Here is a 17394-nt window from a genome sequence, read left to right on the forward strand (position 1 = left end):
TGGTCACTTCTCCAACAGCGGGGAGATGCTGCCGCACAGGTCGCCGAGGACACCCTTGACGTCGGCGTTCGGTTTCCACAGCGGGTCCAGTCCGGCGCGGACCCGTTGGGCGAGTTCAGCCTGGCCGGTGTGGCCCGGCTTGACCGCACCCTTCTTAACGCCGCCGACGACCACGTTGTCGAGCTGGTTCTTCTTCAGCAGCGGGTTGGTGTTGGCCAGGTTTTCCGCGGTGAGCTGGGACGCCCGGGGCGGCGGGAAGTAGGCGGCGAGCTTGGCGGAGTTCTGCGGGTTCGTGAAGTAGGCGAGGAAGTCCTTGGCCTCCTTGGTGTGCCCGCCTTGCTTGACCACGCCGATGCCGGCCTGGCCGATCACCGAGTAGTCGCCGCTCGGCCCGGCCGGCAGCGGCACCAGGTCCCATTTGAACTTGGCGCCCTCCAGCAGCGACGCCCGGCTGATCTGGGTGATGGTCATCGCCGCGTCGCCGGTGAAGAAGTCGGCGGCCTCGCCGGGGCCCGGCATCGCCTTGTCCTCGAAGATCCCCTTGTGTAGGGCGGTCATCGCGTCGACCATCGGCTTGCTGTTGAAGGCGCAGGTCTTGCCGTCGGCACTCCAGGGCTCGGCCTTCCAGCCGCCCCAGAAGGTGGCCAGGTTGTCCCATTCTTTGTATTCGAAGTCACGGATCACCATGCCGGCCTTGCCGGTGGAGTGGTGCACCTCGGAGCCCTCGGCGAGCACGGTCGGCCAGTCCCACTTACCCGCCTTGACGAGCTGGTCCGGCGTCTTCTGGCCGGCCTTCTTCAGCAGGTCGCGGTTGACGAAGACACCGAACGGCGAGGTGGAGAACGGGTACGCGTACAGCTTGTCGTCGCTCTTCCAGAGCTTGGTGGTGCTCGGGATCAGGTCGTCGTACTGGTAGCCGCTGGTCTGCTTCAGGGTGTCTTCGAGCGGCACCAGGGCCCCGGAGCTGACGAAGTCGGCCGCGTCCTTCTCGAAGACCCACGCGAGGTCGGGGGCGTTGCCGCCGGTCATCTGGGTGGTGAGCGCCGTGGTGTAGGTCTCAAACGGCAGCGGGTCGAACTTGATTTCCTTGATCTCGGGGTGGTTCTTCTTGTACTCGGCGGCGATCTCGTTGAAGAGCTTCAGGTGCGGTTTGTTGGATGTCCAGACCGTCATCCGCAGCGTCACCGGACCGCTGTCTCCCCCCGAGCCTCCTCCACTGCACGCGGCCAGTACAAGCGTTGCGGACATCGCAGCGGCGACCGTGGCCAACCCTCTTCGTATCAACATGTGTTCTCCCTCGGTGATGCGTGGAGGCCTAGTAGCCCGTGATGTCGGGCCAGCGCAGCTCGACGCCAGCCGCGGTGAGCTGGGCCTGGAAGGCCGAGAGCAACTCAGGGGTCTCCCGAACCGCGCGGGGACGGGTGCCGTGAGTGAGGCAGAAGGCGGCGAGCGTGCCGGCGGCCTCCCCGATGTTCCACTCGACCGGGTGCACCCGGTAGGCGCCGCTGGTGATGTGGGTGGTGCCGATGTTCTTGCTGGCAGGCAGGAGGTTCTCGACCCGCTGCGGGAGCAGCGCACCCAGCGGGATCTCGAACGGGCAGCAACCGACGTCAATGTAGTTGTCGCCGCCCGTCGAGGGGTGCAGGTCGATCCGGTACATGCCGAGGCCCACGGAGTCCGGGTACCGCACGGCGCCCCGCTCCCCGCGGACGGCGAGCGAGAGGTCCTGCTCGACGACGGTGTAGTCGGCCCTGATCCGGCGCGACTCGCGGATGTACGGGGCCTGGGCCAGGCCGTCGGTGCCGCCGGTGATGTCGCCGCGCAGCCGCAGCCCCGGGAATCCGGTGCCGCCGTCCGGGCGGGGCGCCTCGGTCTGCATCCAGTACAGGAAGGCAAAGCTCAGCTCCCTGGCCCGGCGCAGGTGGTCGGCGGCGTCGGGGACGTCGAGGACGGGGCCCTCGAAGTAGTCGATCATCGGCCAGTTGACCAGGGTGATGTCGCTGGGGTAGGCGCCATCGGTGAAGGTGCCGCGGGCGGCGATCCGGCGGAACGTCCACAGGTTGGCGTCGCCCGGGTTGAACCGCTGGTCGGCGTGGACCTCCAGCGGGTCGTCGCCGGGGTTGGGGATGAAGTCGCGCTCGACAAGCTCAAGCGTCCTGGGGTGCGGGTACTGCCAGGACAGCAGCGGTCCACCCCAGAAGTCGGGCTGGTAGGACCGCCAGACGTCGTAGTCCGCGGGCTTGTCGATGGTGTGGTCGCCGTCGACATGGTCCAGGGCGAAACACACCGATACGGCCTGCATGTTCAGCGGCTGGGCGGTCTGGGGGGCACTCGGCTCGCCGGTATCGGCGGCGGACTCGAAGCCGGTGACGTACTCGGTGCCGGTGAGCGGCAGCAACTCGCCGGTCTCGGTGGCGTCCAGCACATAGGGAGCGGTGGCGTGGACCCTCTCGCCGGTGTCGCGATGGGTTAGGGTCACCGCGATCACCCGGTCGCCGTCGGTGTCGGCGGCGGTCGGCCGGTACGGCTGGAGGACTGTGAGCAGCCCGCTGGCGCGGTAGGGGGCGAGCATCGCCGAGATGACCGCCACCGCAACCTGCGGTTCGTGGCAGAGCCGGCTCACCCAGCCCCCGCCAGGGTTCAGCTCGCGGCGGGCCCTGGCCCGTTCGGTGAGCGGGTAGTGCCGGCGGTAGTAGTCGCGAATGCCGTCGCGCAGGGCCCGGTAGCCGGCCGTGACGCCGAACTGCTCCACCCAGGAATGCTCGTCCGGGGGCACTGCCTGGCTGGTGAGCTGCCCGCCGAGCCAGTCGAACTCCTCGGTCAGCACCACGGTCCGGCCCGCGCGGGCCGCGGCGAGCGCCGCGGCGACGCCGCCCAGCCCTCCGCCGACCACCAGCACATCGCTGCGTATCTCAGTCAAGAACGGTCCTTTCTCGGTTCGCCGAGGGTCTGCCCCTCGACGAAGTGGCACGGCAGGAGCCGCTGGAGCGTGGTGGTCGACTCGTTCTCCAGCAAGGCGGCGAGGAGTTCCACTGACTGCCAGCCCATCTCCCGGCGCGGAATGCGGAAGCCGGTGCACGCGATGTCGGCGTCCGCCGACTCAGCTGGTACGCCGGTCACCACGACCGACAGGTCACCGGGCACGTCGACGCCGCGCTCCCGGGCCGCCCGGATCAGCGCGACCCCGTCGTCGTAGCCCTCGACCACGGCGGTGGTCACCCCGGCGGCGAGCAGCGCGTCCAGGGACTCCCCTGCGGACCGACCGGCTGTCCGCTCGTGCCGGCCGCTCCCCTGAGTACCGGCACGGAACCCGTTCATCCGGTCGTCGGCGGACTCCGCACCCTCCCCCGCCCCGACATAGGCGAACTCCCGGTGCCCGAGCTGCCGGGCCCGCTCGACCAGCTTCCGGGTGGCGGCGGCGTAGTCCGCGCCCACGCAGGGCACTGGGCCGCCCGCGTCGTCGCGTCGGCCGACTGCCACGAACGGGTAGTTCTCGCGATTCAGCCGGGCCAACTCGTCGTGGGGTATGTCCCGGCCGAGCAGGAGGCAGCCGTCGGCGATCCGCAGCCGGTTGTTCTCGTGGAACACCTTGCGCCGCCCTTCGGTGACCGGGGCGCTGGTGAACAGAAGCAGGTCGCACCTGAGCTGCTCGGCGCACTCTTCGATGCCGCGCAGGAACGGGTAGTAGAAATCGGCGCTGGTGCTCGGGAACACCGATTCGTAGGTGAATACGCCGAGGATCTGGTTGTGCTGACGCACCATTCGGCGGGCCACCGGGTCGGCCGCGTACCCGGTCTCCCGGATCACGTCGAGGACGCGCTGCCGGGTCTCGGGGGCGATGCGGGTCGTCGCGTCGGTCCTGTTGTTCAGCACGAGCGAGACCACCGACTGGCTCACGCCGGCGAGTCGGGCGATGTCACGCTGCGTGATCCTTGGCACGGGGGAACTCCTCCGGAGGCTACTGAAGCCATTGTTGATAATACGTATTATCAACTGGTGATCGGTGACGCTACTCGGGCTGCTTCACGGTGTCAACGGTCTCAACGAGGGGCCCTGTCGGGGAACTTGGAGCTTCCGGGACAGCGTGGTGGGCAGTTCGGAACACTCTGGATGGTTTGGCCCAGTCCTGCGTTCCCGAGGTGATAAGTGTCCGTTCATCCGTTGTCCGGTGTGGTGGTACCCGAGCACACCGCCCACATGGTCCGGTCCAGCAATCCCGTGGGACGACGGTTATGTGGGTGCGTAACCGCCTCAACGGGCTCTGGACGAGAGGACTTCGTCTCCTGGTAGCCGCGTGGTGGCCGTCCTGGCATCTCTCCGGCTCAGCTCGCCGCCGTGTGCGTCCGGCAGTTCCTGCTCAGCCTCTCGGGCAGGCAATGAGGCCGCCCGATGCCGGATCGACTTCGAGTACGCCCTGGCGACGGATCCGTACGATTCTGGATTCCACCAGAGTGTGCTGACGGACTTCCGTGACCGGCTGCCCCAAGGCGACCGCGCGACCGGCTCCTGCCCCTGGCTCTGGCGGCCTGCCGAACCATCAGCGATCTGGACGAGTTGGCCGATGATGTCTGACCGGATCGGTCAGCAGCGGCCACGCAAGCGCAGCCTGCCCCGGCGTGACACCGCCTCCGGTCCGGGTCAGAAGCTGTCTTCAATCCGGGTGGTCGTCGCTTCTCTCTCTGGGAGACTGAATGCCACACCATGATTCGTCTCTCGGGGGGTCTCGGATGGAACTTTGGGACTGGGTATGGCAACAGCTCAACCCACAGACTGGGGACATGCGGGTGCTCACGCGCTCAACGCACCCCCATTTCTCGGCTGCCAGTGCCCGTGACGAGTTCGTAGGCAGGATCCGCCTCATCGACAGCGGTCTTCGCAGGCTGGAAAAGATCGCGGAACTGATCGAGGCGGGGACCCCTCCGCTGATCGCGGTCATCGGGACCGACGTTTTCTCCATCGCCAAGTTTGACGAGAATGGCGTGATTTCAATGGCCGGGAACCACCGTGCGAATAGTGACGCCGCAGTCTTGTATGCCTTCAAAAACAGCAAAGTGCCCAAGATCTGGTCTCAATGATGATGCTCTGCGGGGGATCGAGGCCAGTGACCGGCCGGGATATGTCAGCCAGCGGTGGGCTTGGGCTTCTTCTTCTTCCAGCCCGTGAAGCCCTTGCGGGTCAGCCGGCGGGTCATCACCGTGATCGCGGCCCAGGTGATCAGGGTCTCCGAATGCTGGATGAGCCGCTCGTAATCGCGGGCATGCCGACGGGCGTTCATCATCCAAGCCAGGCTCCGCTCGACCACCCAGCGGCGGGGCAGGATGACGAATCCGGAGCTGCCCTTGGGACGGCTGACAGTCTTGATCGTCAGGTTGAGATGCGTCTTTGCCCAGGTCACAAGCTTTCCCGCGTAGGCCCGGTTGGCCCAGACGATGGTGATCTCGGGGTGCATCAGCCGCAGGCGGAAGAGGACTTCCTTGGCCGCGGCGGAGTCGTGCAGGTCGGCGGGCGTGACCATCACGAACAGCGGCAGACCGCGGGTGTCGACCACGAGGTGCCGTTTGCGGCCATTGATCCTTTTACCCGCTTCGTAGCCGCGGGAGTCGTTGCCGACGGTCGAGGCCGCCTTCACGGACTGGGAGTCAATGAGCGTTTTCAGCGTTGACTCTCCAGGGTGAGGACGGCCTTGGCGATTGACGTCATGCGAGTTGGGCTGCATCGCGATTTCCTGAAGTCTCGCCAGGACTTGAGTCGTGCCATGCCGCATTCGACTGGCGCCCGGGACGCGGCCAGCGCCTGGTTGACCGTCCGTTCTGTCGGGGTAAGGTGCCCACCGGGTGGGTGTCTGAGCCCGGTCGTGCCCCAGGGGCCCGAAGAGCCCGCGTTCGTAGGGGAAGCCGAGAAGCGAGATGTTGCCTTCCTCACGACACCCCTGCCGGTCCGAGTCCGACCAGGCGGACAGACCGTGCCCGCCGAGCACCGCCGGGGAACACCTACCGGTGCTGCCGTCGGAGAGGTATGACACCGGGCTGTCGTGGATCGTGTTGATGGCCTCGACATGGTCGCTCGTTGCGGGAACGACCGAGACGGGGGCCGTGATCACGTGGTTGCGTAATCGATGAAGTCCCCCACGGTGTTCTTCAGCGGGCCGCCGCGCCGGTTGTCTTCAGCCGACACTGGGCTGGCAACTGATCTCCAACAACCAATCTCCGCAGTTAAGTTGACACGCCGTAGCGCTCGATTCCGGGGCGGCCTCGGAGAAGGCCTTGTACGGTGATTCCACCGTTTCGGCCCAGCGCGGTTCGCGTGGGATTCGTGTCAGCCGGGTGGGTGGGAGCGGTACGGAGACAAGATCGTTCATATATGGCGCATGGAAGACTCCAAGGGGGAGACATGGCCTATCTCGTTGAGTTGCCGATTGCTGCGGCGGACGGACGAGCTGATGTTGTGAGGGTCGAGATCGAGCAGGCTGCGGACGGTCTGGTGCAGGTGGCCCGGCCCGGCCAGGTGGTGGCTCGTGCCACACGGTCGCTGGGCGAGATGCTGGCGGGGGTCAGACCGGTGGCGCAGAACTTCGTCGACGGGTTTCGCGGCATGGTCCATGCGCCGGACGAGATCGGGATCGAGTTCGGGTTGTCACTGTCCGCGGAGGCGGATGTGGTGATCTCCAGCACTGCGGCTGCAGCGAATTTCAAGGTCTCATTGACCTGGCATCGCACCCCCGCCAACCTCCCAGGCGAGGACGCCGAACAGGTCTCGGCGGTACCCTCACCGTGACACCTCCGTCCCCGGAGCCCATCGACGAAGTCGCGCCGCAGGCATTGGACGCGGCGGTACTGCGGATTCACGACGCGCTGCGCCAACCGGTGGGAGCGGGCTTCCTGGTCACTCCCGAGCTGGCTATCACCTGCGCACACGTTGTCTCGGCCGCTCTCGTCGGCCGGGGCGTCGAGCCGGATGTCGGTGCCGGTGTCTTCGTCGATCTTCCGTTGCGGCCCGATCAGTCCGGATCTGGTGTGCCGGGCGGGGCTGGGGTGATGGCGGTCGTCGAGCATTGGGCTCCGCGGCAGCCTGATGGCAGTGCGGACATCGCCGTACTCCGGCTTGCGGTGCCGATCGCCGCCGGTGTGCCTATGCGGCTGGCAGAGTCACAATCCGAGGACCTATGGGACGATCCCGTGCGAGTGTTCGGGTTCCCGGTCGGGCGCCCGGACGGCGTCTGGCACTCCGGTGTGCTGCGGGGGCGGCAGGGCAACGGGTGGGTGCAGATCGACCCACGTCCCGGAGGCTACCGGGTGTCCGGCGGGTTCAGCGGCAGCCCGGTGTGGGATGAGCGGCTCGGCGGGGTGGTCGGCATGGTGGCAGTGGCCGAGGCCGGGGATCCCGCGGTGAGCTACCTGATCCCGACCGACGGCCTGATGACGGCCTGGCCGTCGTTGCGGGCCCTCGCGATGCCGCCGTCGCCGTTCCGGAGCCTGAAGGCCTTCGAGGAGTCGGACGCACAGATCTTCTGCGGCCGTCACGTTGAGAGCGAGGACATCGCAGACCTGCTGGCCCGCGACCAGTGGGTCTGCGTGGCCGGCCCGTCCGGTTCCGGGAAGTCGTCGCTGGCCCTTGCCGGGGTGGTCCCCCGCCTCCGGGCCGCCGGGGCGTTGGCGATCGTTCTGCGGCCGGACTCCGGCGGAAGTCCCCTGTCGGCCCTGGCCTCCGCGTTACTGCCCTTTCTGGAGCCGGGGCTGTCCGAGATCCAGCGTCTGGAACGGCTTTCCGCACTGACCGCCCTGCTGGGCGCTCCCGCAGGCCTGGCCGACATCGCGCCCCGGATCCTGGAACGGCACGGAGCCACCCAGCTACTCCTTGTGGTGGACCAGTTCGAGGAGCTCCTGGCACACGGATCAGCCACCGTCGACGAGTTCGCCGCCGTGCTGTTCACTGATGACCTGCCGGACACAGTCCGCGTCCTCACCACCATGCGGGCCGATTTTCTGGAGACGGCCCTCGCTCACCCGCGTCTCGGGCCGGTCATCAGCCGTAAAGTCTACGCACTTGGGCCGATGAGTCGCGAGCAACTGCACGAGGTCGTTACCGCGCCAGTCGACGCCATCGCCGGTGTGCGCTACGCGCCCAACCTGGCCGAACGTCTCCTTGAGGAAACCGGATCAGAACCGGGCGCCCTGCCCCTGCTCGGCTTCGCACTCGATCTGCTCTGGCAGCGCCAGGCAGGCGGACTGCTGACGCACCAGGCATACGAGAAACTCGGCGGGGTCAAGGGCGCACTCGGCGACTACGCCAGCGGTGTCTTCAAGCGGACGGTGTCGCCCCAGGACGAGCCGGTCGCCCGACGCCTACTCACCCAGCTCGTGCGGATCCCGATGGGCACCATGTCGCCTACGCGCCGTACAGCGCCGCGCACCGAGCTCAGCGACGGCGAGTGGGAGCTAGCTCAACTGCTGACTACCACCCGGCTACTGGTCACTGCCCGCAACGGTGAGGGGCTGGAGACGGTAGAACTCGCGCACGAGGCACTGATCAACGCTTGGGACACGCTGCAGGCGTGGGTGGAAGAGGACCGCTCGTTCCTGGCATGGCGGGAGGTGCTTCGGCACGATCAAAGGCGCTGGGAGGACAGCGGACGCGACCGCGAACTGCTGCCGACCGGGATCACGCTGGCAGGTGCCCAGCCGTGGTTGCGCGAGCGGAAGGACCATCTGAGCGAGGCTGAGCGCGACTACCTGAAACGCGGGCGTCTCCACCGCCGGTCCCGGAGACGGCGGCGCCGGTCGGCGGTCGCGACGCTGTGCGTACTCGCGCTGCTGGCCGCGACGGGCATCGTGATCGCCGACCGGGAACGGGATGCCACGGCCCGGCAGGCCGCGGTCCTCGACTCCAAGGACCTGGCGGCCCGCGCGCAGGCACTCGCCCCCTTCGACCCCGGACTGGCGTCGCAGTTCGCGGTCGCCGCTTATCACAGCTCCCCGACTCAGGAGGCCGGCTCCCGGCTGTACGACCTGCTCGGCCCGCTGCTGAACAGCGTCGTCGGCGAGACCGGGAGCTCCTACACGACCGTTGCGGCAGCCCCGCACGGCACCCTGGTCGCTGCAGCGGGCGTTGACAAGGGCAGGACGCTGCGAATCTGGGACTTCGCCGACCCGACCGCGCCACTCCTCCGCGCGACCATCAACGCAGGTGGGACGGGCATCGCCTTCACTCCGAAGGGATCCCACCTGGCAGCCATGTGCGGCGCCCGTGGCCTGTGCCTGTGGAGCCTCGCTGACCCGGGAAAGCCTTCGATCGCCGCCCACCTTCCCGATCAGCCTGGCATGAAGGACCCGAACGCACGGATCACATCAATGGCCACCAGCTCGGACGGCACTCTGCTCGCGGCCGCAGCCACGAACGGCGACACCTTCCTGTGGTCGGTCGTCCAGCCTACGACCCCCAAAGCCCTTGGCCGGCTGCGCAACCCGACCAACATCAAGGGGGAGGTGAGCCTCGCCGCCGTCGCCTTCGCACCACGGGGTGACACGCTCGCCACCACCATCCCGGGCGGGAAGACCCAGGTATGGAGCCTCGCCGACCCGGCCAACCCCACTCGGCTCTCCTCCCAGAAGACCGGTTACAAGGCCATCGCCTTCAGCCCCGACGGCAACCTGCTCGCCGCAGCCAGCGGCATGGACATCGGATTATGGAAAGTCAGGAACCCTTCTCGACCTGAACCGATCGAGGTCAGCGGCGGAAGCTCGTTGGGTGCGAACATCAGTACGGTGGCCTTCAGCAGGGACAGCAGTTTGCTCGCGTACGCTGGCGCGGACGTCAAGGACCCCAAAGGCCAACTCTGCGTTGCTTCCCTGCGCTCGGAAGACATCAGTAGTGGTTCGGTTATATCGAGCTGCGTCGAGACCGCCGCCGGCACCCTTACCATGACGATCATTCCGGCCGGTGGCCTGCTGGCCGCAGGCGTCGACGGGGTGGTACGCCGGTGGCGCTCAGCTGCTCGGAAGATCGACGGTATGTCTTTCGGCGGCCTCGACCCCTGGTCCTTCAGCTCCGACGGACGCCTCATGGCCGCACCGCAGCGAGGCCCACGGTCCTCACCGACCCGGCCGCAGTCCGTCGGGGTCTGGGACCTCTCCACCTCCGAAGATCCCACCCTCGTCGCGACACTGCCGGTCTCCGCGCGGGGCACCTCGTTCATCCACCCGGGCTGCCTGCTGACCATCGGGTGGGACGGTGACGTGGAGCTGTGGGACCTCAGTGATGCGCATCAGCCGGTGAGAGTCGCGTCCCTGGGCATCGCCGACTTCCCCACTGACTCAACAGGCCTCGGTGACATGATCCTCACGTTCGGTGTCACTGCGGCCGACACCGGACGACTCATCGCGGTGATCGGCAAAGGGGCACTCCATCTGTGGCGCGTCAGCGACGCCCTCGACGCCACAGAGGTCGGCTCGATCCCCCTCCCTGCCACGAAGATCAACGACGCCGGCGTCCTCGATCACGGCAGCACGGCCTACGTGGCCACCGATACCGGCTTCGACTGGTGGGACATCAGCAACCCGGCCAGGCCCAGGCACGCAAGCTTCTCGACTGTCAGGTCCCCGGAGGGGGCAGTGGTTCCGACCAAGGCTCCAATAGGGGCACCAGTCTCTCCGGTGCCACATCGAACGGCTCGGTCGTCGCCGTCAGGAGCACACCGGACATCAATTGCAAGTGCTCTTCCGTGCAACTGTTCAACTTCACCGCCAGCGGCGGACCCAGCTCAAAGGCTGAACTGCCCGGTGCCTTCGGCATTGGTCTGGAGATGGGCGGTGACAGCCGCCTACTCGCTGCTGGCGGAAACAGCGGCAACACGGTGTCTCTCTGGGACATCAGCGACCCCCAACACCCCCGCCCTCGATCGACCATCCCGACTGTTCAGAACGTCAGAGGCATCAAAATCGCCCAGACCGGCACGCATATGGCCATCTGGAACAGCACCGACCTTGAACTGTGGGACATCCGCAATCCTGACAGCCCTGTTCTGGTCGCTCCCATCGCTCCCATCGCCCCCATCCACGACCTGAGTGCCGCCGAGATCGACGCCGTGGCGTTCGTGTCGACGGGACCAACTCTCCTCATTGCCTCTCAGGACACCGTCACCCTGCTCGACGCCGACCCGGACCACCTCGCTGCCCGCCTCTGTTCCTATAGCGCGGGCTCTCTCACTCCCTCGCAGTGGCATAATTACGCGCCCGACGTCACCTATCGAAACCCATGCCCGAGTCAGTGAGCGTTTTCAGGGTAGCCACCGATGGGATGACCCCGGCGAGGGCGCAACGCACGAGGCACCCGTGCCGTTGAGGAAGACGTTCGAAGTCTCAACTCGTCCGCGCAGGTGCCTCGTTGGTTCCCTATCCCGCCGCACTCGACCTGCCCCATGCGTTGGTCGAGTGGGTTACTATGCTCATCGTCACCCGCGACGGTGACCGTCGCTGCAAACTCCCGCCGCACCAACGTGCGCTTGTGGGTCTGGTGTACCTGCGCAAGCACGACACCGTGCACCAGACCCGGGCGCTGGTACTCGGCTACGCCCAGGCGGTCCGGAGCGCTCATGCCGACTGAAGGCCCTGGCAAGTCAGCAGCGTGGGCGAAGGCCCTGACTGTGTTCGTTCTCCTTGTCCTCATGCCCCTGGTGGTCTGGTTCGTGATCTCCTTCCAGGGGTCCGGCGCATTCCCATGGTAAGTGCGACCGCCGTATCGCCGCGGGCCACTCCAACAGACTGAGACCTCGCCAGCCAGCACTAGAACCTTGATCTTGTTACGAGCTCATAGGGCGGCGAGCCGGCGAGCCTCAGCGCTGCCACCGACCTGACGGGCCGTCGAATTTCACAAGAACATCACAAAGGACATAAGATCTCCTCCGACGCGCCGCCAGGAGTAACACGCGCTTCGAGAGACGGTATGGCGTCCTCGCCGGCACGGGTCTTCAGCAGTGACTGCTAGCAAGTGACAGGGGGGTTGCATGTCTCTTCGAGATGCCGCAAGTTGGTCAGAATCCAACGGTGCCCAGAATGGGACGACCAGAACGATGAAGGAGCGCCTGGGCTACGGAAGCCTGGTGGTCTGGCTTGTGGCTCTGTTTGTCACCGTCACAGCGTGCGCTGGCGGGGGACAGGACAACGACGTATCGGCCAAGCCGTCGGCTTCAGCGAGCGTGTCCACTTCACCCTCGGCTTCGGCGAGCATATCGGCTTCTCCCTCGGCCACGTCCTCGACGTCCCCGTCCGCGTCTCCCTCGAAGGAGCCGGTCGTCAATGAGACGGTGAGTGACTACACCGGCTGGAACCTTCAGAAGGCCGTGGCGAACGCTCACAACCACCACGTCAAGTCGGTGACGTACGTGGACGCGAGCGAGCTGAGGCGCACCGTGGTGCACACCTACAACTGGAAGGTGTGCTCGCAGAGTCCGTCCGCCGGTGTCTACAGCACGGCCACGAAGCTCACGCTCAAGATCGTGGAGATGGGCGAGTCATGCGCGCACCCGCCGCGCGCCAAGTCCAGTAATACGTCTAGCAGCGGCGGGTCCTCATCATTCGGCAGCTCTAGCTCGGGTGGGAGTACATCGTCAGGCGGCAGCTCCTCCACGACGCAGCTGTGCAGCATCCGGTCCAACGCCGGTAACTGCTACCACGCCGGACAGTTCTGTCGGAAGGCCGATGTGGGGGCGAGGACGACGGACGCAGCCGGGCGTGAGATCACCTGCGGCTATGAGGCTGGCGCGAACCGTTGGCACTACTGAGCTGACGGCGCTGGCTGTGCCAGATCCGTGCCAGATCGAGCGGCCATTCACGGTCACTTGAGGTACGAGACGGTTCAGTTGCGGGCTGAAGGCGTGGCGCTGGCGCACGGTCACTGACCAGCCAGAACTCTCCTACAGTCAGCGCCAGGCTTACAAAGCAGATGTCGGCGGTTCGAAACCGTCCGCGCTCACAGTAGGAAACCGCAGGTGAGAGCCTGATCGGGCCCTCCGGTTCACATGGACCGGAGGGCCTTTTCCATGATCGAGGCCACATAGAGGCCACATCCCCGGAAAGCGAGTTCCCGTGATCACCCCATAGAGGGATGCTCCTCATCGCCAACGCACTCGACGTACCGCTCGCCGACCTCGTACGCGAATGAGCCCCGGCCGGCCGAGGGGGGGGCAGGCCGGGGCTGTCTGTGTCGTCCTGGTCAGTGCTTCCGAAGCCTGGCCGGCACTCTGGTAGCGCGAGCGCTCTGCCACCAAAGCCCCGAGCAACGGCGGACCTCAAGCCCGAAGTGCTGTCCGCACCGAGCGCACCATCCCAAACCGCTCTCCGGATCAGTCAGGGACGCAGCAGTACAGCGCGGGCAGCGGCTCACAGGACTACCTCTCAGGTCAGCAGGTCGAACTCTCCGGCCTTCACCGCGGCCGCAAGCGACGCCCACCCGGCCGCCGTCATCGTGACGACCTCGTCCGGCCGCTCGCTGTCCCGCACCGCCACGGTACCGGGGACATTGAGGGCGACCTGCGGGCAGTTGCCCACCTTCTTGTCGCGACACATGGTCGCCGAAACGAACTCGAACTCGAACTCAGGCTGAGCACCCATGGTCTAATCCCTTCTGTGGGGGCGGGGACTGTTTCCCCGCCTGTTGAACCGTCGGTGGCCGGACCGTCCAAAGAGCGGCCACCGGTGGGAGTCATTTGGCGGGCCACGAGGTGCCCGGCTGGTTCCACGGCGTCGTATGCGGGGTGTAGTGGTCGCCCGTGTGGTCGGGCTCCAGGGTGCAGCGCGCACTGGTCTTCGGGTCCATGTCCCAGCAGCAGTGCGTGATGATGTCGCTCGACTCGGTCTTCATCGGCTGGCCTTCCGCATCGGGCCGCGGGCTGCTCGCCATGCTCGGCCGAGCCGTACCGCTGTGGGGCAGGATGCCCCGGCCCGGCAGGTGGCGCAGTTGTAGGTGTGGCCGAGGAGCGTGCGGTACTCCGCATCGCCGGGCGCGGCCGTTGAAGCCCGGCCCAGTGCGGCGCCGGTCATCGTCCCACCCTCGGGCTGGCAGCGTCTTCGAGCGCGGCCTGTAGCGCTGCGGCGTCCGTCGTCCATACATCGGCAGCCGGGCAGACACGCCAATGCGGGCCCGGCCCCTGGGTGCGTCTGTCGGGAGGAATGACTAGATGGGCATCCTTATCGAGGACGCGGGTGCCGTCCACGTCCCACTCGGAGGCGTCGCCCGGCGGGATGAACCAATACAAGGCGGCGCTGAGTGGGTCTTCGAGTACTGCCCCGGATCGGCCACCGAGGATGGCGAGCGCGTCGAGGCCGACACTGCGGGGCACGCGGATCGCGTCCCACGTCCGGCCGGCCCTTTCGAGGCGACAGGCTCTGATGGTGCGGATGCTGGATGCGGGCACGGCTGCGGCTCCTCGGGGACACCGTTCTGGGCAGTGCGCCAAGACTGGCCCTAACCGGAACGCGTATCGAGGACTCTCATAGGTCTTTTCGCGACACCAAAGAGGACTTTTATGCCGTCGTTCGGATGACGACTGGCCTCTGAAAGGGCCTGCTGTGAAACTAACTTGAGATCCTGTCATGGAGGCCCCGCATGTCGCAGCCAGCAAGCAACATCCGTCTCAGGTCGGCCCGTCATGCTGCGGGCTACCGATCCCAGCAGGAGTTGGCCACCGCCCTTGGGGTCGGTGTCCGGCAGGTCCGGCGCTGGGAGTCCGAGAACCCGCCATGGCCGCACCCGGACCTGCAACAGGCTCTCACCGAGCTGCTCGGGCAGGACATGGAATCGCTCGGATTCACCCCTCCGGCTGGCCGTGACCGGCCCGACTCTGTGCGGCGCTCACTGGTTGGGGCGTCCGTGGCTGCTGTCGGGTTGGCTGCGGTACCGATGCAGTCCGCAGTGGCGATGCAGCCCGCTTCCGTTGCTGCGGACTTCGAGGCCGTGACCCGGTCGCACCGGCGCCTCTACTGGTCCGTCGCACCCGCCACTCTTCACCCCGCTGCCGTCGCCCACGCGACCCTCGGGTGCGCGCTGCTGACCGAGACGTCTGGCCAGACCCGGCGCGCCGTCGCCGCGGCACTTGCCGAGTCGTACCTGCTGGCAGGCCGGATCGAGTTCTTCGACCTCCGCGACGGCGACCAGGCAGGAAGGAAGCTGCTGCTTGCGCTCCAGGCGGCCGGTCAGGCTGACGATCCGCTGCTCGGGAGCGCGATCCTCGCGCACTCCGCGTTCATCCCGGCATGGGATGGCGAGCGGGATGCGGCGGTGGAACGCATGGTGGCCGCCCGGACGTACGCCCGCCGCGGCCCCGCATCGGCTGAATTCCTGGCGTGGCTGGACGCAGTCGAGGCCGAGTGCGAGACCCGATGCGGGAACACCCGTACCGCTCTGCACCTGATCGGGCACGCCGAGGACGTTCTGGCTACGGGCGCCGAGCACGCGAGCCCCGTTTGGCTGGACTGGTTCAGTCCGGTGAGGCTGGCGGCGTTCAAGGGCAATACTCAGCTGAAGGCGGGGCACCTTCCCCAGGCGCGTACAACGCTCCTCAGAGTCCTCGATGACATGCCAGCCACCGAGGACAAGCAGCGCACCGTCATCTACGGCGACCTGGCCGCGGTCGAAGCCGCCGCAGGAAACCCGGAAGCGGCGTGTGAATACGCGTGCCGGGGGCTCGAGCAGCTAAAGGTCACTTGGTATGCGATGGGCATGGACCGGGTGCGGGAAGTGCGCCGAGCCTTGGCCCCGCACCAGCACGAGCAGTGCGTGCGGGACCTCGACGAGCGACTGTACGGGTGGGCTACGACTGTGAGCGCGCTCGCTCGTTGAACTTCTGGATAGCCTCCGGCAGTTCGGCCAGGGACTCGATGCGGAACGTTGGCAGGTCCCGGGCCTCGGCGGTGTTCCACTGAATGGTGCCCCATGGCCCGCGGTGAATCAGCGCGGTGTGCATCCCGGCCGTGACGGCGGGGCGTAGGTCGTTGTCGACGCGGTCGCCAACGTACAGGATCTCGTCGGGCTCATGGGGCACGACTTCGGCGACCTGGACGAAGAACTCCGGATCGGGCTTCGACGCACCCCAGTCGTCCGAGGTGCCGATCAGGTTGACGTCGTCGGTGAACAGCTCCCGCAGGATCCCGCCGGCCCGCACCGTCTGGTTCCCCGCGATGCCGAGCCACAGCCCAGCGGCTCGAAGCTGAGCAAGGGCAGGGCGGACGTCCGGGTACAGGTCGGTCTCGTCGAAATGCTCTGCCTGCCCGGCCTGGGCGCGCCTTTCCCGCTCGGCGTACAGGTCGAACCCGGGCTGGAACTCCTGGAACGTGTCGCGGTAGTCCCGTCCCTGGGCGATCACCGCGCCGAACATGGCGGCGAACGTGTGCCGCGGTACGCCGAGCCAGTCGGCCCAGGTGCCGTACTCGCGGGTCTCGTCTACGAGGCACTCACCGACGTCGAACACCACTGCGCGAATCATGCGGCGCATCCTATGCGGTGCCGCGCGGCTTCGGCCGATTGTCAGTGGTCGGTCGTACGATCCGGCCCGTGGCAATCGAACTGACAGATGAACTGAACCCCGGGCCAGAGCGCTGATCCGGGGTACAGGGGCTGGGGTGAAGAACCGAACACCGGATGGCGAACCGAACCCAGCCGACGAACACCGTACCGGTCAGGGGATTCCCGTGGCCCAGGAATCTTCCGGTGACGACGCGCGGGGCGGGTCTTGCGCCGGACTTCTCTACGACCGTCAACCCTGTTCCGTGCCGGTCGGGATCTCTTCTCGGGGTGGTGGCCCCATCAACGGGGTGGCAGTGGGGTCTGCGCCATGGTGGCAGGGATGGATGGTGGCGGTTGTCCTGCGACAGCGAAGATAGATTCATTGCCAACGAAGTTTGACTGCAAGGCGAGGGTTGATGAGCCGCCGTATATCCCAAGGTGTCCTGGTCGTCGGGTCGATCGGCGTTCTGATCAACATCGTGGACGCGATCGGGACGGGGCGTCCGGAGCCGCACGATGCCTTCGCCGCGCTGGTCGCGCTCGGTGCGGGTGGTGAACTGCTCAAAGAGCGGCGGCCCAGGGCCGCGAAGGCGCTGTACGCCGTGGCGTCGGTGCTGCTGGTGGTTGCCGGATCCGTCGCGGGGGCCAGAGCGTGGGCCTCGTTCTTCAGGGGCGCGGCCTATGACTGGCTCGACCTCGGACTCGGGGTTCTGGTCGCGCTCTACGTGGCCGTCGGCGCAGGTCAGCTGCTCGCGCACTTGTCCCGCAGAGCATCGAAGTCCCGTGGAAATGCTGGCATGCTCAGCGAGTAGCACCGACACCGGTCAAACTTCGGTGGCAATGGATCAATCTTCACTGTCACAGGTCAGCGGTCAGGGGGGGTGGTGTGTCCGGCACGTC

13 protein-coding genes and 3 pseudogenes are annotated in these 17394 nt (G+C 66.9%); 8 read left to right on the forward strand and 8 right to left on the reverse strand.

The window, feature by feature from the left end; genetic code table 11:
• Positions 1 to 3: 3 nt before the first annotated feature.
• The 3 genes from ACFU8Q_RS04090 to ACFU8Q_RS04100 all read right to left on the reverse strand — a co-directional run bounded on the left by ACFU8Q_RS04090 (position 4) and on the right by ACFU8Q_RS04100 (position 3939).
• The gene (locus ACFU8Q_RS04090) at positions 4 to 1173 is read right to left on the reverse strand and encodes an ABC transporter substrate-binding protein (RefSeq protein WP_384447437.1); all 1170 of its coding nucleotides are present in this window, start codon (positions 1171 to 1173) and stop codon (positions 4 to 6) included.
• 142 nt (positions 1174 to 1315) lie between these two features.
• On the reverse strand, positions 1316 to 2911 hold the full coding sequence (locus tag ACFU8Q_RS04095) for an FAD-dependent oxidoreductase (protein WP_384447571.1): 1596 nt from the start codon (positions 2909 to 2911) through the stop codon (positions 1316 to 1318).
• Between the two features lie 5 nt (positions 2912 to 2916).
• The gene (locus ACFU8Q_RS04100; protein WP_384447440.1) at positions 2917 to 3939 is read right to left on the reverse strand and encodes a LacI family DNA-binding transcriptional regulator; all 1023 of its coding nucleotides are present in this window, start codon (positions 3937 to 3939) and stop codon (positions 2917 to 2919) included.
• Positions 3940 to 4727: 788 nt separating this feature from the next.
• Between ACFU8Q_RS04100 and ACFU8Q_RS04105 the strand changes: the two genes are divergently transcribed.
• The gene (locus tag ACFU8Q_RS04105) at positions 4728 to 5075 is read left to right on the forward strand and encodes a hypothetical protein (protein ID WP_384447443.1); all 348 of its coding nucleotides are present in this window, start codon (positions 4728 to 4730) and stop codon (positions 5073 to 5075) included.
• A gap of 50 nt (positions 5076 to 5125) precedes the next feature.
• Here the strand turns inward: ACFU8Q_RS04105 and ACFU8Q_RS04110 are convergent.
• Both ACFU8Q_RS04110 and ACFU8Q_RS04115 read right to left on the reverse strand, forming a co-directional pair.
• A pseudogene (locus ACFU8Q_RS04110) lies at positions 5126 to 5650 on the reverse strand (transposase); the annotation flags it as partial.
• A 2-nt stretch (positions 5651 to 5652) separates the two neighbouring features.
• Positions 5653 to 5871, reverse strand: a pseudogene (locus tag ACFU8Q_RS04115) (transposase family protein); the annotation flags it as partial.
• 519 nt (positions 5872 to 6390) lie between these two features.
• Here ACFU8Q_RS04115 and ACFU8Q_RS04120 point away from each other — a divergent pair.
• From ACFU8Q_RS04120 to ACFU8Q_RS04140, 5 genes and pseudogenes are all read left to right on the forward strand, one after another.
• A complete protein-coding gene (locus tag ACFU8Q_RS04120) occupies positions 6391 to 6774 on the forward strand; it encodes a CU044_2847 family protein (RefSeq protein ID WP_384447446.1) in 384 nt (127 codons plus the stop codon).
• Positions 6771 to 11060 carry a trypsin-like peptidase domain-containing protein gene (locus ACFU8Q_RS04125; protein WP_384447449.1) on the forward strand — a complete coding sequence of 1430 codons (4290 nt, stop codon included), beginning with the start codon at positions 6771 to 6773 and terminating at the stop codon, positions 11058 to 11060. The genes ACFU8Q_RS04120 and ACFU8Q_RS04125 overlap by 4 nt, the downstream gene beginning before the upstream one ends.
• 319 nt (positions 11061 to 11379) lie before the next feature.
• Positions 11380 to 11592: pseudogene (locus ACFU8Q_RS04130) on the forward strand (IS5/IS1182 family transposase); the annotation flags it as partial.
• A 540-nt stretch (positions 11593 to 12132) separates the two neighbouring features.
• Positions 12133 to 12294 (forward strand): hypothetical protein, encoded by a 162-nt coding sequence (locus tag ACFU8Q_RS04135; protein WP_384447451.1) that lies wholly within the window; start codon positions 12133 to 12135, stop codon positions 12292 to 12294.
• 4 nt (positions 12295 to 12298) lie between these two features.
• Entirely contained in the window at positions 12299 to 12775 is a 477-nt protein-coding gene (locus tag ACFU8Q_RS04140) for a hypothetical protein (protein ID WP_384447453.1), read from the forward strand.
• A gap of 613 nt (positions 12776 to 13388) precedes the next feature.
• Here the strand turns inward: ACFU8Q_RS04140 and ACFU8Q_RS04145 are convergent.
• Both ACFU8Q_RS04145 and ACFU8Q_RS04150 read right to left on the reverse strand, forming a co-directional pair.
• On the reverse strand, positions 13389 to 13604 hold the full coding sequence (locus ACFU8Q_RS04145) for a DUF397 domain-containing protein (RefSeq protein ID WP_384447456.1): 216 nt from the start codon (positions 13602 to 13604) through the stop codon (positions 13389 to 13391).
• Between the two features lie 91 nt (positions 13605 to 13695).
• Complete coding sequence (locus tag ACFU8Q_RS04150) at positions 13696 to 13854, reverse strand: hypothetical protein (protein ID WP_384447459.1); 159 nt, start codon at positions 13852 to 13854, stop codon at positions 13696 to 13698.
• A 744-nt stretch (positions 13855 to 14598) separates the two neighbouring features.
• Here ACFU8Q_RS04150 and ACFU8Q_RS04155 point away from each other — a divergent pair.
• Complete coding sequence (locus ACFU8Q_RS04155) at positions 14599 to 15831, forward strand: helix-turn-helix domain-containing protein (RefSeq protein ID WP_384447462.1); 1233 nt, start codon at positions 14599 to 14601, stop codon at positions 15829 to 15831.
• On the opposite strand, the gene ACFU8Q_RS04160 is transcribed toward ACFU8Q_RS04155, so the two are convergent.
• Positions 15803 to 16474, reverse strand: a complete 672-nt coding sequence (locus ACFU8Q_RS04160) for an HAD family hydrolase (protein WP_384447465.1) — start codon at positions 16472 to 16474, stop codon at positions 15803 to 15805. The genes ACFU8Q_RS04155 and ACFU8Q_RS04160 overlap by 29 nt on opposite strands.
• A 436-nt stretch (positions 16475 to 16910) precedes the next feature.
• Between ACFU8Q_RS04160 and ACFU8Q_RS04165 the strand changes: the two genes are divergently transcribed.
• Positions 16911 to 17306, forward strand: coding sequence for a hypothetical protein (locus ACFU8Q_RS04165; protein WP_384447467.1), 396 nt, complete (start codon positions 16911 to 16913; stop codon positions 17304 to 17306).
• Positions 17307 to 17394 lie beyond the last annotated feature (88 nt).

Origin of the sequence: Streptomyces sp. NPDC057543 (assembly GCF_042801895.1) — a bacterium.
Classification (GTDB): Bacteria; Actinomycetota; Actinomycetes; order Streptomycetales; family Streptomycetaceae; genus Streptomyces.

What these genes read in the sequence shown, in the direction of transcription:
- ACFU8Q_RS04145 (WP_384447456.1), bottom strand. Translation starts at nt 13,604, where the DNA reads ATGGGTGCTCAGCCTGAGTTCGAGTTCGAGTTCGTTTCGGCGACCATG.
- ACFU8Q_RS04150 (WP_384447459.1), bottom strand. Translation starts at nt 13,854, where the DNA reads ATGAAGACCGAGTCGAGCGACATCATCACGCACTGCTGCTGGGACATG.
- ACFU8Q_RS04155 (WP_384447462.1), top strand. Translation starts at nt 14,599, where the DNA reads ATGTCGCAGCCAGCAAGCAACATCCGTCTCAGGTCGGCCCGTCATGCT.
- ACFU8Q_RS04105 (WP_384447443.1), top strand. Translation starts at nt 4,728, where the DNA reads ATGGAACTTTGGGACTGGGTATGGCAACAGCTCAACCCACAGACTGGG.
- ACFU8Q_RS04090 (WP_384447437.1), bottom strand. Translation starts at nt 1,173, where the DNA reads ATGACGGTCTGGACATCCAACAAACCGCACCTGAAGCTCTTCAACGAG.
- ACFU8Q_RS04165 (WP_384447467.1), top strand. Translation starts at nt 16,911, where the DNA reads ATGAGCCGCCGTATATCCCAAGGTGTCCTGGTCGTCGGGTCGATCGGC.
- ACFU8Q_RS04120 (WP_384447446.1), top strand. Translation starts at nt 6,391, where the DNA reads ATGGCCTATCTCGTTGAGTTGCCGATTGCTGCGGCGGACGGACGAGCT.
- ACFU8Q_RS04160 (WP_384447465.1), bottom strand. Translation starts at nt 16,474, where the DNA reads ATGATTCGCGCAGTGGTGTTCGACGTCGGTGAGTGCCTCGTAGACGAG.